Source organism: Microvirga zambiensis WSM3693 (assembly GCF_016735695.1).
GTDB lineage: Bacteria > Pseudomonadota > Alphaproteobacteria > Rhizobiales > Beijerinckiaceae > Microvirga > Microvirga zambiensis.
In genome coordinates this window covers 26331-43092 of record NZ_JAERQD010000015.1, presented here as the reverse complement: position 1 = coordinate 43092, position 16762 = coordinate 26331, and the positions used below count along the sequence as shown (strand labels likewise).

Genomic DNA, 16762 nt, shown 5'->3' with positions numbered 1-16762 from the left:
ATGAAAATCACCGATGTCAAAGTCATAGTCTGCTCGCCGGGACGAAATTTCGTCACGGTCAAGATCTTCACCGATGAGGGGCTGACGGGGGTCGGGGACGCCACGCTGAACGGCCGCGAGAAGGCTGTCGTCGCCTATCTTCAGGATCACCTGGTGCCGCTCCTGATCGGGCGTGATCCGAGCCGCATCGAGGATATCTGGCAGTATTTCTACAAGGGCGCCTATTGGCGCCGGGGCCCGGTGACCATGGCTGCCATCGCCGGCATCGATACGGCGCTCTGGGACATCAAGGCTAAGGCCGCCAACATGCCTCTCTACCAGCTTCTGGGCGGCGCGAGCCGCGAGAAGGTGCTGTGCTACACCCACGCCCAGGGCCGCGACATCGCGGAAGCAGTCGAAGCCGTCGGCAGGCGCAAGGAGCAGGGCTACAAGGCGATCCGTGTCCAGGTCGGCATTCCCGGACTTCCGGATGTCTACGGAACCGGCGCCAAATCGGTCACCAACAACGCCGCCGACGATGCCTTCCCGCATGAGGAGACATGGTCGACCTCGAAGTATCTGCGATACGTGCCTGAGCTTTTCAAGGCGGTACGCGAGGCCCATGGCTGGGACATTGAGCTGCTGCACGACACGCATCACCGCCTGACACCCATCGAGGCGGCCCGGCTCGGCAAGGACCTCGAATTCGCGCGCCTGTTTTGGCTCGAAGACGCCGTCGCAGCCGAGCATCAGGAGGGCTTCCGGCTCATTCGCAAGCACACCACGACGCCGCTTGCGGTCGGCGAGGTGTTCAACACCATCTGGGATGCACGCCTCCTCTTGGAGGAGCAGCTCATCGATTACATTCGCATGACGACGGTTCATGCCGGTGGTGTAACGGCGCTCCGGCGGATCATGGACTTCGCTTCCGTCTACAATGTCCGCACCGCCTGCCATGGCGCGATGGACATGTCGCCGATCTGTCTCGGCGCCAATCTGCATCTCGATCTGTGGGTGCCCAATTTCGGCATCCAGGAATATTCCGGCTACCTGCCGCAGATCCTCGAGGTCTTCCCGGGCGCCTGGAGTCTCTCGGACGGCTATCTGCATCCGGGCGACGCCATCGGCCACGGCGTCGAGATCGATGAGAGGCTTGCGGAAAAATATCCCTATCAGCGCGCGTATCTGCCCGTGAACCGTCTCGAAGACGGCACCCTGTGGCATTGGTAATCCGAGGACGAGATGAAGATCACTGCGATCAAGAGTTATGCCGTCAAAGTCGGCATCCGCAACCAGCTTCTGGTGAAGGTCGAGACGGACGAAGGCATTTTCGGCTGGGGCGAAAGCGGGCTCTCCGGGCGTGAGAAGGCCGTCGTCGGGGCGCTCGAGCATTACGCCGAGTTCCTGCGTGGGCGCGATCCGTTCAAGATCGGCGCGCTGTGGCAGGAAATGTATCGCAGCCAGTATTTCGAGGGCGGCCGAGTGCTGCAGGCCGCGATCTCCGCCATCGACATCGCGCTGCACGACGTCAAAGGCAAGGCTCTCGGCGTGCCGGTCTACGAATTGCTCGGAGGCAAGCAGCGCGACCGCATTCCGACCTTTGCCACCACCTTCGCCGAGCCGGGCCCTGCCATGATCGAGCAGGCGCGGATGCTGGTCGAACATGGCTGGACCGCCATGCGCCTCTCGCCATCGGGGCACGAGCATAAAGAGATATACGAGCCGCGCGAGCATATCGCGACGACGGCCAAATGGTGCGTGAAGGCGCGTGAGGCTCTCGGTGCGGATGTCGTCCTCGGGATCGACTATCACCATCGCCTTAGCGTCGCCGAGGCGGCGAGCTTCTGCCAGAAGATGCCGTCCGGCACACTCGACTTTCTGGAGGAGCCCATCCGCGACGAGTCGCCGAGTTCCTACGAGGCGTTGCGTCGGCTGACTGACATTCCCTTCGCCATCGGTGAAGAGTTCGCGTCGAAATGGCAGTTCCAGCCCTATATCGAACGCGACATCCATCAATATAATCGCCTCGACGTCTGCAACGTCGGCGGCTTGACGGAATCGATGAAGGTCGCAGCCTGGAGCGAAACCCACTACGTCGACATGATGCCGCATAACCCGCTCGGCCCTGTCTGCACGGCGGCGACGATTCACTTCTCGGCTGCCGTGCCGAACTTCTCGTGGCTCGAGACCCGAGCGAGCCCCGCAGAGACCCATCTCGGCTTCGACAATGCCGATTTCTTCCCGGTTCAGCCGAAGCTGGAAGGATCCTATTATCCCGTTCCCGATGCGCCGGGTCTCGGTATCGAGGTCAACGAGGAGTTGATCGCCAGACAGAGCTTCGAGTTCTGGGAGGCACCCCATCTCAAGCGCCGGGATGGCTCCGTGACCAACTGGTAACCGCCCGGACGTTTATTCCCGATCCAAGATCATCGCTGTCGAAGCCCTGTCGGTGAAACCCACTGGCAGGGCTTTCGCACGAAGCGATGAGCCTGTCGACCTCAAGGATTCAATGGGCAACTTATTGTAAGATAAAGGAATTTTTCCGATTAGAATTCATATGATTGACTTATTCAATCATATGAATTATATGTCTTTGGAGCATGAGGTGAAGCGATGGTTCCGAGACAGCAAGCCAAGGTCGTTCGCGGTGACCTGACCCGCGAAAAACTTCTGACAGCCTCCATCGATGTGTTCGGTCGCTACGGCTTCGACGGGGCGACGACCCGGATGCTGACTGATGCTGCCGGCGTGAACCAGCAGGCCATTCCGTACTATTTCGGCAGCAAAGAAGGACTGTACATCGCGACCGCCGAGTTCATCGCCCAGCAGATCGGGGTTCACGTGTCTCCGATGCGAGAGAAGGTGAGGGGGCGCTTCCTCCAGGCCGATGAGAACGGCAAGCCCGTGGAGGAAGGGGAGGCGCGGGCCCTTCTCACGCAGATCGTCGAGACCGTTGCGGCCCTTTTCGTCAGCAAGGAATCGGAGCCTTGGGCCCGCTTCCTGATCCGCGAACAGATGTATCCCACGGAAGCGTTCCGCCGCATCTACGACGCGGTCATGAGCCCGATGTTCGACGTGGTTGGCAGGTTGGTCGCCATCCTGCTTCGCGATGATCCGGTGTCCGAACACATCCGGCTTCGCACGATGTCGCTGCTCGGCAGCGTCCTCGTCTTCCGCATGGCTCATGCGGCCGTGATGACCAAGCTCGGATGGAGTTCGATCGGGCCATCCCAACTCTCCACGATCCAGGCGCACGCCCGAGAGCTGGTCGCCGCGATCGGTCACGAAGGCAAACGGTAATGAACAGAAAGATCGTCGGCATAGGCTTGTTAGCCCTGCTGCTTGGAGGGGGTGCGGCGTGGTGGTTCAACCTGCCCGCGGAACTCGGCTGGATCGAGGCCCGACACGACGCAACGATTCTCTATGGCAATGTCGACATCCGGCAGGTCCAGCTCGGCTTCCGGGTCGGTGGTCGGATCGCCGAGACCCGGGTCGACGAGGGCGACAGCGTCAAGACTGGCGATGTAATCGCACGCCTCGATGCTCAGCCCTACAAGGATGCGGTCGCTGCGGCAGAAGGTCAGGTCCAGAGCCTGCGCGCAACCCTTCAGAAGCTCGAGGCAGGGCCGCGCGAGGCCGAGATCGCCCAGGCCAAGGCCGCACTCGCGGAGAGCCTTGCAGACCAGCAGAATGCCGAACTCGCCTATGAGCGGACCGAGCGTCTGCGGCCGAACGGCGCCGTCTCTCAGGCGAGCCTCGATCTGGCGACAGCCAACCGCGACATGGCGCGCGCGAGGGCCAGACATGCGCAGGAAGCGCTGAACCTCTTGGAGGAAGGTACGAGACGTGAGGACATCGATGCCGCGCGCGCGAACCTCCAAGCCGCTGAGGCCAACCTCGCCGCGAGCAGGACGTCTCTTACGGATGCCGAACTGCGGGCACCGTCTGACGGCATCGTCCTGTCGCGTGTCCGGGAGCCAGGCGCGATCGTGTCTCCGAGCGACATCGTCTATACCGTGTCTCTAACCGGCGATGTCTGGGTGAGAGCCTATGTAGCGGAGCCGGATCTGGGCCGCGTCCACCCCGGCATGATCGTCGAGGTCACGACGGATACCGCTCCAAACAGACCCTATCAGGGGCGGATCGGGTTCATCTCTCCCGTTGCCGAGTTCACGCCCAAGTCGGTCGAGACACCGGACCTGAGGACCGATCTGGTCTACCGGCTGCGTGTGATCATCGATCAGCCCGATACGGGGCTGCGCCAGGGAATGCCGGTGACGATCCGCTTGCCGCAGGACACCGCGACAGCGCGGGCCGACTAGAATTGTCGCGTCGATCATCGTGAAAGCTGCAGGAGCCGGAGAGGCAGGACCATGGCTGACACGCCTACCCATGTCGAGAGTTCCAAGGTCGAGAGTTCTAGGCCGGACTTCATTCGCCTCGCCGAGGTGACCAAGCGGTTCGGGGCCACGCCTCCGGCCCTGGACAAGGTGTCCGGCATCATCCGCGGCGGCGAGATCACGGGCCTTGTCGGACCCGACGGCGCGGGCAAGACCACTTTGATCCGCCTGATGACGGGACTCATGGTGCCGGAAGAAGGCTCGCTCATGGTGCTCGGTTTCGACACGGTCCGGCAGGCGGCCGAGATCCAGGCCGCCATCGGGTACATGCCGCAGCGCTTCGGTCTCTACGAGGATCTCACGATCCAGGAGAACCTCAATCTCTATGCCGATCTGCGTGGGCTTCCCAAATCCGAGCGGCCAGCTGTCTTCGAAGAGCTTCTGACTTTCACGGATCTGAAGCGCTTCACGGCGCGTCTGGCAGGCAAGCTCTCCGGCGGCATGAAGCAGAAGCTCGGCCTCGCCTGCGCGCTTCTCAAAAAGCCGCGCCTGCTGCTGCTCGACGAGCCGGGCGTCGGTGTCGATCCGATCTCGCGGCGTGAGCTTTGGAAGATGGTGGAGGACCTGACTAAGGAAGGCATTGGGGTTGTCTGGTCGACCGCCTATCTCGACGAGGCCGAGGCCTGCGACCGCGTTCTCCTGCTCAACCAGGGCAAGCTGCTCTTCGCAGGTGAGCCGGCGGACCTGACCTCGCGGGTTGACGGTCGGGTGTTCCGGCTTTCGGGAACGGAGGGCCGCAGGCGGCAGGTGCTGGCGCAGGTCCTCAATCGCGATGGCGTCATCGATGGCGTCATTCAGGGCGATGCGATCCGTCTGGTCATGAAGGCTGGCACCGATGCCAACCTTGCCGTGCCAAAAGACGCCGGTGCCGATGTCAAGGTCGAGCCGACGCCGCCGCGTTTCGAGGACGCCTTCGTCGACATGCTGGGCGGCGGGCCCGGAGGGCGATCCAGGCTTGCGGATGCGGCGCGTGCGTTGCCGCAGGAGGGTGACAGGCCGGTGATCGAGGCGCATGGGCTGACCAAGCGCTTCGGCGATTTCACGGCTTCCGACAAGATCACCTTCGATATTCCGCGCGGCCAGATTTTTGGTCTGCTCGGTCCGAACGGAGCGGGCAAGTCGACGACCTTCAAGATGCTGTGCGGGTTGCTGAAGCCGACGGAGGGCGAGGGGCGCGTCGCCGGCTTCGACCTGCGTCGCGACGGCGCGGAGGCCCGCAACCGGCTCGGCTACATGGCGCAGAAGTTCTCGCTCTATGGCGATCTCAGCGTCGCCCAAAACCTCGATTTCTTCGCCGGGGTCTATGGGCTCTCCGGCCAGCGCAGACGCGAGCGCATCAGCCTGATGACGGACATCTTCGACTTCAAGGCACGCGCCGACATGTCGGCCAAGGATCTGCCTCTGGGCCTGAAGCAGCGCTTGGCCCTGGCCTGCGCAGTGATGCACGAGCCGCAGGTGCTCTTCCTCGACGAGCCGACCTCCGGTGTCGATCCTATCACTCGCCGTGAATTCTGGACGCATATCAACGGCCTCGTCGAGAAGGGCGTGACCGTGCTGGTGACCACGCATTTCATGGATGAGGCTGAGTACTGTGACCGAATCTCGCTCATCTATCGCGGCCGTTCCATCGCTCTCGGCTCGCCGGACGAACTCAAGGCGAAGGTCGCCACATCCGAAAACCCCGACCCGACGATGGAGGATGCCTTCATCGCGCTGGTGGAGGCCTCGGAAAGCGAAGAAAGGGCGGCCGCATGAGCCGGACCGATCGCATCCGCAGGCTTGCGACCCTCATCCGCAAGGAAGTCTATCAGATCGTTCGGGACCCCAGCAGCATCCTGATCACGCTGGTGCTGCCAGTCGTCCTGCTGTTCCTGTTCGGCTATGCGGTCTCCCTCGACACCACGCGCACACATATCGGCCTCGTGATCGAGGACATGACGCCGGTGACGCAGGATCTTGCCGCGAGCTTCCAGGCCTCCGCCTATTTCGACGTCACGTATGGACGCGACCGGCGGCAGTTCGAGGAGGACCTGGTGCTGGGCCGAGTCCGCGGCATCGTGATCATTCCGGCAACATTCGCCGCGGATTTCGCCGCCGACCGGAATCCTTCGCTCCAGGTCATCGTCGACGGATCCGAGCCGAACAACGCGAATTTCGTGCAGAACTATACGCAGGGCACCGTTGCCAATTGGGCGGCTTTGCGCCGGTCGGAAAGCACGGCAAAGGCTCCGCCGATCACGGTCGAACAGCGCTTCTGGTTCAATCCCGAGCTGACGAGCCGCTTCTTCCTGGTGCCGGGCTCCATCGCCATCGTCATGACGCTTGTCGGAACCCTCCTGACATCTCTCGTCATCGCCCGCGAATGGGAGCGCGGCACCATGGAGGCGGTGATGGCGACCCCGGTCACGGCCACCGAGCTGCTCATCGGCAAGATCGTCCCGTATTTCCTGCTCGGCCTCGCTGCGATGACACTTTGCGTGCTGCTGGCGGTCTTCGTCTTCGATGTGCCGTTCCGCGGCTCGGTCTTCGCGCTCTATGCGTTGTGCGCGACCTTCCTGATCCCGGCGCTGGGGCAGGGGCTTTTAATCTCGGCTGCCACGAAGAACCAGTTTCTGGCCTCGCAACTCGCCCTGATGTCCGCCTTCCTGCCGGCCTTCCTGCTCTCCGGCTTCCTGTTCGAGATCGACTCGATGCCGACGGCAATCCAGTGGATCACGATGATCGTGCCGTCCCGCTACCTGATTCCGAGCCTTCAGACCGTGTTCCTCGCCGGCGACATCTGGCCGATGTTCGGGCAGGCCATTGCCGTCATGCTGCTGATGGGGGCGATCCTGTTCGTGCTGGCTGCCCGCAATATTCGCAAGAGGATCGTCTGACATGTGGTGGACACGCCTCAAGGCCCTGATCCTCAAGGAGCTTCTCGCCGTGCTGCGCGATCCGCGAGGGCGCATCATCCTGATCGTGCCGCCGGTGATCCAGCTCGTCGTGTTCTCCTACGCGGCGACCCTGGAAGTGCGCAACGTCGACGTCATGGTGCTCAACCGGGATGCCGGCCACTGGGGCTATGAACTCGTGCAACGGATCGAGGGCTCGCCGACGTTCCGCAAGGTGTCGTTCACGGATTCGCCAGAGGTCCTGCATGAGGCGGTCGACCGCCAGAAGGTCCTCGCGGCCGTTCAGATTTCCCCGACCTTCTCGCGCGACATCGAGGCCAAGCAGCCGACGGATGTGCAGATCATTCTCGATGGGCGCCGCTCGAATGCCTCGCAGATCGTCGGCGGCTATCTCAACCAGATCGTCGCCGGTCTCTCCGCCGACACGCCGGCAGGGCAGAAAGCGAAATCATCGGCCGTCAGCATCATGCCGCGCAACTGGTTCAACCCGAACCTGATCTACCAATGGTTCATGGTGCCCAATCTTATCGGAAGCATCGCGCTCCTGATCGGGATGATCGTCACCGCCCTGTCGATCGCCCGGGAGCGCGAACTCGGCACCTTCGATCAGCTGATGGTCTCTCCCTTGAGGACGCATGAGATCCTGATCGGCAAGCTTCTGCCGCCCATGATGATCGGGCTCGTGCATATCAGTCTCTACATCGTTGCCGCCATCGTGGTCTTCGGCATCCCGCTGCGGGGATCGCTCCTGCTGCTCTATGGAAGTTCGATCATCTTCATGGCCTCCATCGTCGGGCTCGGATTGTTCATCTCGGCAATGTCCATGACGCAGCAGCAGGCCATCCTCGGTGCCTTCCTGGTCCTCGTTCCCGGAATGCTGCTCTCGGGCTTTGCGACGCCGATCGAGAACATGCCGGGCTGGCTGCAACCGGTCACCTACATCAACCCTCTCCGCTACTTCCTGGTGATTGTCCGCGGGGTGTTTCTCAAGGATATTCCGGTTTCCCAGGTCGTCACGCTGACGATTCCCCTTGCGTTCATTGCGGCTTTCACCCTGAGCGCGGCCGCGTGGCTGTTCCGGAAGAGGCTTGAGTAAGGCCGCTTTTCCGAAGGGGTTGCAGATATGTGTTCGAGTTCAGTCAAGCCCGCGTATCGGCATTCAACGTTCGGGACCCTGCTGCGCAACGTTTGAGCGATCCCGATAACCGCAAGGATTGTTCATGACCGACGACGTTCTGATCATCGGGGCAGGTCCGGTTGGGCTCACCCTCGCCATCGAGCTCGCCCGCTACAATATTCCCGTGCGCATCGTCGACAAGTCCGCCGCCCGGACCGACAAGTCGAAGGCGGCCGCCATCTGGAGCCGATCTCTTGAGCTGTTCGACCGCGCCGGATGCAGTGCCGATCTGATCGAGCCCGGAAATCAGGTCACGTCCGTCAATATCATGAGCGGCCGGAAGACAGTGGCGCATCTCGATCTCAGCACCCTGGAGACCGCTTATCCGTTCTCGCTGATGCTGCCTCAATCTGAAACCGAACGGGTCCTGGAGGAGCATCTCGGACGCCTTGGTGTCACTGTCGATCGCAGTCTCGAGCTGATGGGTTTCCAGGATGACGGCGATGGCGTGTCGGCGGTGTTGCGGCACGCGGTCGGGACGGAGGAGACGGCTCAGGCGTCATGGATGGTCGGTTGCGACGGTGCCCATAGCCTGATCCGCGAGCATCTCGGACTGACGTTTCTCGGCTCGACCCGGTCGGACGACTGGATTCTGGCCGATGTGGAGGTGACGGGATATCCGTTCCCCGAGAACGAACTCGTCATTGTCTGGCACGAGGAAGGGGTGCTCGTGTTCTTCCCCTTCAAGCACAACCGCTACCGGCTGATCGCCCGCTCCGGTCTCTCGCAGGCTGAAAGGCGCCCCGATCCGACCCTGGAGGAGTTCCAGCAGGTCGTCGACCGCCGGCTTCCGAAGGGAATCGTTCTGTCCAATGCCCTGTGGCTGTCGACGTTTCGGATCAACGAGCGGCAGGTGAACCAATATCGATCCGGCCGCGTCTTCGTTGCCGGGGATGCAGCCCATATCCACAGCCCGGCCGGTGGGCAGGGGATGAACACCGGCATGCAGGATGCCTTCAATCTGGCCTGGAAGCTCGCCCTGGTATGTCGGGGACATGCATCGGCCCCCGCGCTTCTGGACAGCTACGAGGCCGAGCGCAAGGTGGTCGGCCGGGAGGTGATCGAGGCTGCCGGACGTATGACCAATATGGCAACCCTCCAAAATCCGGTCGCGCAGGCCGTGAGGGATGTGGTCGGGCATGTCCTCCTGGGACTGAGGCCAGTCCGGCAGGCGATGGAGGATACCTTCGCCGAGATTTCGATCGGCTATCCGTCCAGCCCGCTGAACGGGCCGTCGGTCTATCGGGCCGGCACGCCCGGCGTTGGCGGTCGGATCGTCCCTGCGAAGGGCGAACCACCCTTCGGAGCAGGAGACACGCCGAAATTTGCAGTTCTGGCCGAATACGGCGAGGGCTTCGATGCGGTGGTCGACAGGCATCGTGACCATCTCGAACCCGATCTCCGCTTCCCCCCGTCCGACGAGGGAGTCTGGCTCGTGAGGCCCGATGCCTATGTCGCGATGGTGGCGGAAAAGGGGGATTGGGAGGCCATCGGCCTCTATCTCGACGGTCTTCGTCTGGCCGATGCGCCCTGACGCATGAGATATACGTCTCTCGACAGATGTCCGCTCAACTTGCGGATGGCTGCGCTGACACCGGATCTTCTCAACCGGCGAAAATGAACGGCGCCGCGATAAACGCGGCGCCGGAGAGGCATTCAGGATTTTGCACAGCAGGGAGGGGTTAGTTCTCTCCCGCTTGCCGGGTCTCAGTCATAGAGAACGGCTGCGATCTTCGGATCGGTGATGTTCGATTTGTCGTAGTAGAAGAAGCCGGTATCGATCACCTTGTCGAGCTTATCGCCCTTGAGGGCCTTCACGGCGGCCTCGACGGTCTTGTAGCCGATTCCGACGGGATTCTGGGTGATCGCGCCGGCCATGAGGCCATCCTGGATCGCCTGCTTCTGCTGCTTGCCGGAATCGTAGCCGACGATCACGATCTTCCGGTTCAGCTCCTTGGCTCCGTTAACCACGCCGATGGCGGAGCCCTCGTTGGCGCCGAAGATGCCCTTGAGACGCGGATTGGCCTGAAGGATCGATTTCGTGATTTCCGTCGACTTCAGATGGTCGCCCGAGCCGTATTGGATGCTCACGATGTTGATCTTCGGATACTTCTCCTTGACCCGGTTGACGAAGCCGTCGCGCCGGTCGATGCCCGTGCGGCTGGTCTGATCGTGGACCACGAGGGCGATGTCGCCCTCGCCGCCGATCAGCTCGGCCATCTTGTCGGCGGCGAGCGCCGCGGCCGCCAGGTTGTTCGTCGAGGCGGTGGTCACCGGAATGTCGCTGTCGACGCCGGAATCGAAGGCAATGACGGGGATCTTGGCCGCTTGCGCCTTGCGCAGGAGCGGAATCGCCGCCTGGCTGTCAAGGGCTGCGAAACCGAGGGCTTTCGGGTTCTTGGCCAGAGCGGCCGACAGCATGTCGATCTGCTTGTCGACCATGGTCTCGCTATCGGGTCCCTCGAACGTGATGCGCACGTTGTAGTCCTTGGCGGCCTGCTCGGCGCCGGCCTTCACTGCCTGCCAGAACTGGTGCTGGAAGCCCTTGGAGATCAACGGAATATAGGTCTCCTGCGCCATGACCGGGCTTACGAAGCCCATGAGTGCGCCGATGCCGATGGCACCGATCAGAGTGCGTTTGCTCAACATGTCTTTCCTCCTGGCTGTCGTTATGGGATCCGGCCCTTGCCTCGCTTGGCCGCGCCGGATCGGTGGGTTTCATGTCGTTGTCTGGCCTGCTCCCTCCTGCTCGCGAGAGATGTCGCTTTTCAGGTTCTGCGCCGCAGAATGTCGGCATAGACGGCGAGAATGATGATGATGCCGGTCACCACCGTCTGCCATTCCTGGGCGACCGAGAGAATCCGCAATCCATTGGTGAGGACGCTGATGATCAGGGCGCCGATGATGGTTCCGAGAATGGTGCCGCGCCCGCCGCTCAGGGACGTCCCGCCGATGACGACCGCCGCGATCGCGTCGAGCTCGTAGCCTTGCCCGAGCGCCGGCTGGGCCGAGTTCAGGCGCGAGGCGATGATGAGCCCGGCAATACCGCAGATCCCGCCGGAGACGGTGTAGACCATGATCTTCCAGAAATCGGTGTTCACGCCAGAAAGGCGCACGGCCTCCTCGTTCGAGCCGAGGGCGAAGGTATAGCGGCCGAAGGCCGTGCGCGTCAGGACAAGGCTCGAGACGATGGCGACGATGAACAGGATCAACACGCCGTTGGGGATCGGCAGGAACGGCAGCACCGCGCCGATCAGAGAATCCTGCGAGATCATGGGAAAGTTCGGCGTATCGTTGAAATAGATCGGCCGGGTTCCCGAGATCACCAGGGCTAGCCCCTTCAGCAGCATCATCATGCCGAGCGTCGCGATGAAGGGCGGGATCTTCATCTTGGCGATGAGGGTGCCCGAAACGGAACCGCAGAGGGCGCCCGCCACGATGGCGGCAAGGATGCCGACAGGCATCGGCATTCCCCAATAGGTCAGGAATACGCCGGCAATGACAGCACAAAAGGTCATCAGCGTGCCGACCGAAAGATCGATGCCGCCGGTGATGATGACGAAGGTCGCGGCGACGGCCAGGACCCCGTTCACGGCGGTCGCCTGAAGGATGCCGATGAGATTGTCTGGCTGGAGAAAGTTCTCCGAGGCGACGCTGAAGACGACCATCAGGGCAATCAGGCTCGCGAAGGCCAGGATCTTCTGCCAGGTCCCCTGACTGAGGACGGCAGAGCTGATGACCGACCGGCTTTCCTTGTCGACAATCGTAGTCACGCGATCGCTCCCTCCACCCTCGCGCCGGGCGCATCCGCCGTCAGGCTGCGCCGCTGCGTTGCCAGCCGCATGATGTCCTCCTGAGTCGCTCCCTCGGCCTGAAGCTCCCCGGTCAGCCGGCCCTCGCACATCACGGCGATCCGGTGGCTCATGCGCAGGATCTCCGGCAGTTCGGACGAGATCATCACGATGGCCCGCCCCTGTTCGGCGAGGGCGTTCAAGAGCTTGTAAATTTCGTTCTTCGCGCCGACGTCGATGCCGCGGGTCGGCTCGTCGAAGAACAGGATCTCGCAATCCCGGGCAAGCCATTTCGCGATCACGATCTTCTGCTGGTTGCCGCCTGACAGAAAGCGGACTTCCTGGGCATCGGAGGGCGTCTTGATCCGCAGCCGCGCGATGTAGGAGCGCGCCGTCTCGCGGATTGCGCGTGCCTGCAGAAACATCTTCATGGACAGAAAGCGGTTCAGGCACGGCATCACGATATTGGCCGCCACGTCCATGCCGGTTGCCAGGCCGAACCGCTTCCGGTCCTCGGAGAGATAGCCGATGCCTAGCCGCACGGCATCCCGCGGCGAGCGGATCGTCACCGGGTCGCCTCTGACGATGATCTCGCCGCCATCCAGGGGATCCGCGCCGAAAATCGCCCTCGCGACCTCCGTTCGCCCAGCGCCCATCAGGCCCGCGAAGCCCAGAATCTCGCCCTTGCGCAGCTTGAAGCTGACATCCTTGATGGCATTGCCGCGCTGCAGGTTGCGGACCTCCAGCACCACGTCGTGGCGCGAGAGATCCGGGATTTCCGTCTTCGTTTCCGTCAGGCTGCGTCCGACCATCATCGAAATGATCGTATCGACGCTGGTCGATGCGGTGGGAACCGTGCCGACATACTCGCCGTCGCGCATTACGGTGACGCGGTCGGAGATTTCCTTCAGCTCGTCCATCTTGTGCGAGATATAGACAATGCCGACGCCGTCGTCCTTAAGCTTGCGGATGATGCTGAACAGCTCCGCGATCTCGGCATTGTTCAGGGCGGCCGTGGGCTCGTCCATGATCAGGACTTTTGAGCGGAAGGACAGGGCCCTGGCGATCTCGACCATCTGCTGTTTGGCGACGGTGAGGCCGCCGACCTCCGCCCGGGGATCGAGCTTCAAGTGCATGCGCTCGAAGATCGAAGCCGCGTTCCGGTTCAGAGCATCCTCGTCGAGCAGAAGCCCCATGGCCTGCTTGGGCTCGCGGCCGATGAAGATGTTCTGTGCGGCCGTGAGGTCGTTCATCAGGTTGAGCTCCTGATGAATGATGCTGATCCCCAGATCCTGCGCGGCTCGCGGCGAGGCGATATCGACGGGCACGCCTTCGATGCAGATCTCTCCGGCATCCTTCCGATAGATGCCGGCAAGAACCTTCATCAGGGTGGATTTTCCCGCGCCGTTCTCACCCATCAGGGCGTGAACTTCGCCGGGAAAAAGATCGAAGCGAGCTTTCTTCAGCGCCTTCACACCGGGAAACGACTTGTCGAGATCGGTGATCGTGACGAGCGGGGTCATGGGCGGCGTCCCGCCTTGCTCCCGGCGGCCATGGGATCATAGGGAATGATCTCGAAACAGACCCTGCGTCTCCATGAGGGGACACGCAGGCGCCGAGGGCTTCGAGCTGCGGCTTGGGGCAGGACCTCGTCCTGAATCCGCATGCATTCCTCCCGACCGTCGCCGTTTGACGATCCTCAGCCGTTTCGCACTCCGCCGAGGCTCGGCTCGTCGGCCGAAGGAGGTGAAAGCGCGATGGCTTTTCAAGGATGATATTCATGAAGGTAAAGGGGAAGCAACCGGAAATATGCCGTTGCGATGGGGCATCCCGCGCGGCGTTCCAGCCCATGAAGAACTTGCCGTTGTCGTTGCCTGCGGCGCTTGCCCGTTCGACGGACGCGCAATAGGCTTCAGCTCCTTTCGCTGAGGCCCGGGAGCGGTAGGTTCCGAGGGTCATGAACGGAGTGACCCGATGTCCACCGACCCGATCCGGAAATCCAAAGTGGGACGCACTGATCTCCTGGTGTCGAAGATCTGCTTCGGCACCTCATCCTTAGGCGACATGCCGGGAACCTACGGCTACGGCGTGGATGAAGAGAGAGCCCGGGAAACCGTGAGAGCGATCTTCTCCGGCCCGGTCAATTTCCTCGACTCGTCCCGCATCTACGGGTTCGGCCGCAGCGAGGAGCGGATCGGCGATGTCATCCGCGAGCTCGGCGGGCTGCCGGAAGGCTTCGTGCTGTCGACGAAGATCGATCGCGATCCCGAGACGAACCGGTTCGACGCGGCTCAGGCGCGGCGATCTCTCGAGCAAAGCCTGAAAGCTCTCGGACTGGAGCGGATCGATATCCTCCATCTGCATGACCCCGAACATTCGGATTCGCTGGAGGCAACGACAGGGGTAGGGGGCGCGCTGACTGAATTGTTCAAGATGAAGGAGGAGGGCCTTGTCACCGCGGTCGGCCTCGCCGCCGGTCGTGTCGATATCATGACGCCGCTCCTGCACGATTGGGATTTCGACGCGCTGATCACGCATAACCGGTTCACGCTCGTGAACCGCAATGCGGAGGCCATGATCGACTTCGCGCATAAAAAGGGGATCGCCGTTCTGAATGCGGCGCCTTATGCCGGCGGGGTCTTCGCGAAAGGATCCGAGGCCTATCCGCGATATGTCTATCAGGAGGCCTCCGACGAAGTGCTGGATCCTGTCCGGCGCGTCGAGGCAATCTGCAGCCGATATAAGGTGCCGCCCGGTGCCGTTGCCTTGCAGTTCTCGATGCGGGACGAGCGGATTACCTCCACGGTCTGCGGCGTCAGCAAGCCAGAACGCGTCGCGCAGACGCTCGAATGGGCGCAGTGGCCCATTCCCTCGGAGGTTTGGCAGGAACTTGCCTCGCTTCCGTTCTCGACCGACGACCCGGAGGCGACCCGCCGCTACAATCCGGGATAGGCCGCTTTATCGGACGATCTCTCGCGTTTCGCTTAAGAATTGTAACGATACGTGAATTGACCGGACTGCCTTGCGGGTGGACATTGGGACGTGGCCGACAGCATTGGTTGCTCCCTCTGAGAAACTGAGGTCCCTTCGGGGGCCTCTTTTGTTGGTGGTTCTCGAAGGGGTTGCTACCGTCTGAGACCTTCCAGCAGCGCCTGATAGGGAGCACGCCGCTCCTGATATTTCCGCATCATCTGATCGCGGATGTACTTCTTCTGCTCGATTTCAAGTTCGCTTTGCTCAATGCTGAGGATGTCTTCACAGCATTGAGCGTCAATATTCGTTAGAGTGCGCGAAATCCAAAGTATCTTGAGGTCGTTGTCAGACAGCGATCTGTCCGAAGGTTCTTCGTGCTGAAAGATTGACGTCGGAGTGAGCTGCCTGAGTGACATGGATTGCTGTATATCTCTCGATTCAGTCCGAAAAATATATGACTTTGCTTGACTGCGTCGCAATCTGCATCTCGGCTAAGGATGTTGCGCCGAGTCAGTAATCCGTCGGTAGTAAGCACATTCAGCGTTGTGTGAAATTCTATAACAATTGCAGGCTTCTAAGCCTCACCGCGGATCCCGATGCCGCCATCAAATCGCATTTGTTAAAATTGGATTTAAATTTCAGTGTTCTTACGTGTTAATGCGTACCCCTTTGGGGTTAGACCGAGGTGTTTACCTCTTGATCAAAACCGCATTTTTCATCTTCATAGAACCCACGTGCTGCAGATGTGCAGGGCACTTTCAGGGGTGGGGAATGTTGGATCAAGAACTCGATGAGGCCGCTACGTCTAATAGACAGGAAACGGCCTCTTCTGGCAACGCGAGTCAGTCTTTCGAAACGATGTTGCTTTGTGGAAACGCCCTGCTTCGCGCCGGGCTGACGCATCTTTTGTCCGGCACATGCTTTTCGGTGATCGAGGCAAGGGCCGGTCTTTCTAACGAGGCCTCGGCGCCCGGATTGTATATCGTCGATGCCAGCTCGCCTCAGCAGATGCTCGATTTCGTCCAGCAGGCCAAGCGCTGGCACCCGACGGCTCGGGTTGTCGCTCTTGCCAACAGCTTCGATCTCGAAGCGATTCAGCTTGCGGTGTCGGCCGGGGTCGATAGCTTCTGTCTCGCGACGGCGGCTCGTGAGGTGCTGATCAACATCCTCGAGCTCACGATGCTGGGCGAGAAAATCCTGCCCGGCAGCGTGGTTCAGTCGCTTCTCAATCAGGCCCCGGCGCTGACCAACGCCAGCCAGGTATCTTCCGGCCAGCATGCCCAGGACCCGAGGGTCGGCAAGCTGTCGAGAAGAGAGACGGTGATCCTGCAGTCGCTCATGGGCGGCGATGCCAACAAGGTGATTGCGAGGAAGCTTGAGATCACCGAAGCGACCATCAAGGTTCACGTGAAGTCCATTCTCCGCAAGATCGGAGCGGCCAACCGGACGCAGGCTGCCATGTGGGCGAATGAGAACCTTCGCGCAGGCGAGCAGCCGATTACCAGAAACTGACGCTGAAAAATTCGCCCGAACCCCGATCGCAACGGG

At 61.6% G+C, this 16762-nt stretch carries 14 protein-coding genes; 10 read left to right on the top strand and 4 right to left on the bottom strand.

Annotated elements, in window-relative coordinates; genetic code table 11:
* From manD to JKL46_RS13435, 8 genes are all read left to right on the top strand, one after another.
* Entirely contained in the window at positions 1–1209 is a 1209-nt protein-coding gene (gene manD / locus JKL46_RS13470) for a D-mannonate dehydratase ManD (RefSeq protein WP_201833537.1), read from the top strand.
* Between the two features lie 12 nt (positions 1210–1221).
* On the top strand, positions 1222–2376 hold the full coding sequence (locus JKL46_RS13465) for a mandelate racemase/muconate lactonizing enzyme family protein (RefSeq protein WP_201833535.1): 1155 nt from the start codon (positions 1222–1224) through the stop codon (positions 2374–2376).
* A 216-nt stretch (positions 2377–2592) separates the two neighbouring features.
* A complete protein-coding gene (locus tag JKL46_RS13460) occupies positions 2593–3279 on the top strand; it encodes a CerR family C-terminal domain-containing protein (RefSeq protein ID WP_201833533.1) in 687 nt (228 codons plus the stop codon).
* Entirely contained in the window at positions 3279–4301 is a 1023-nt protein-coding gene (hlyD, locus tag JKL46_RS13455) for a secretion protein HlyD (RefSeq protein ID WP_201833531.1), read from the top strand. The genes JKL46_RS13460 and hlyD overlap by 1 nt, the downstream gene beginning before the upstream one ends.
* Positions 4302–4352: 51 nt before the next feature.
* Positions 4353–6134, top strand: coding sequence for an ATP-binding cassette domain-containing protein (locus JKL46_RS13450; protein ID WP_201833529.1), 1782 nt, complete (start codon positions 4353–4355; stop codon positions 6132–6134).
* On the top strand, positions 6131–7255 hold the full coding sequence (locus JKL46_RS13445; RefSeq protein ID WP_201833527.1) for an ABC transporter permease: 1125 nt from the start codon (positions 6131–6133) through the stop codon (positions 7253–7255). Before JKL46_RS13450 ends, JKL46_RS13445 begins: the two co-directional genes overlap by 4 nt.
* A gap of 1 nt (position 7256) precedes the next feature.
* Positions 7257–8369: an ABC transporter permease gene (locus tag JKL46_RS13440; RefSeq protein ID WP_201833525.1), complete on the top strand. Its 1113-nt coding sequence runs from the start codon at positions 7257–7259 to the stop codon at positions 8367–8369.
* Between the two features lie 124 nt (positions 8370–8493).
* Complete coding sequence (locus tag JKL46_RS13435; protein WP_201833523.1) at positions 8494–9984, top strand: FAD-dependent monooxygenase; 1491 nt, start codon at positions 8494–8496, stop codon at positions 9982–9984.
* 173 nt (positions 9985–10157) lie between these two features.
* Here JKL46_RS13435 and JKL46_RS13430 read toward each other — a convergent pair whose 3' ends face one another.
* The 3 genes from JKL46_RS13430 to JKL46_RS13420 all read right to left on the bottom strand — a co-directional run bounded on the left by JKL46_RS13430 (position 10158) and on the right by JKL46_RS13420 (position 13764).
* Positions 10158–11099, bottom strand: coding sequence for an ABC transporter substrate-binding protein (locus JKL46_RS13430; RefSeq protein WP_201833521.1), 942 nt, complete (start codon positions 11097–11099; stop codon positions 10158–10160).
* Between the two features lie 119 nt (positions 11100–11218).
* Complete coding sequence (locus JKL46_RS13425) at positions 11219–12214, bottom strand: ABC transporter permease (protein WP_343074059.1); 996 nt, start codon at positions 12212–12214, stop codon at positions 11219–11221.
* 5 nt (positions 12215–12219) lie between these two features.
* A complete protein-coding gene (locus JKL46_RS13420) occupies positions 12220–13764 on the bottom strand; it encodes a sugar ABC transporter ATP-binding protein (protein ID WP_201833519.1) in 1545 nt (514 codons plus the stop codon).
* Between the two features lie 451 nt (positions 13765–14215).
* On the opposite strand from JKL46_RS13420, the gene JKL46_RS13415 reads away from it, so the two are divergent.
* Complete coding sequence (locus tag JKL46_RS13415; RefSeq protein ID WP_201833517.1) at positions 14216–15193, top strand: aldo/keto reductase; 978 nt, start codon at positions 14216–14218, stop codon at positions 15191–15193.
* 173 nt (positions 15194–15366) lie between these two features.
* On the opposite strand, the gene JKL46_RS13410 is transcribed toward JKL46_RS13415, so the two are convergent.
* Complete coding sequence (locus JKL46_RS13410) at positions 15367–15630, bottom strand: hypothetical protein (RefSeq protein WP_201833515.1); 264 nt, start codon at positions 15628–15630, stop codon at positions 15367–15369.
* Positions 15631–15910: 280 nt separating this feature from the next.
* Between JKL46_RS13410 and JKL46_RS35480 the strand changes: the two genes are divergently transcribed.
* Entirely contained in the window at positions 15911–16726 is an 816-nt protein-coding gene (locus tag JKL46_RS35480) for a LuxR C-terminal-related transcriptional regulator (RefSeq protein WP_246529304.1), read from the top strand.
* The last annotated feature ends 36 nt before the right edge of the window (positions 16727–16762 follow it).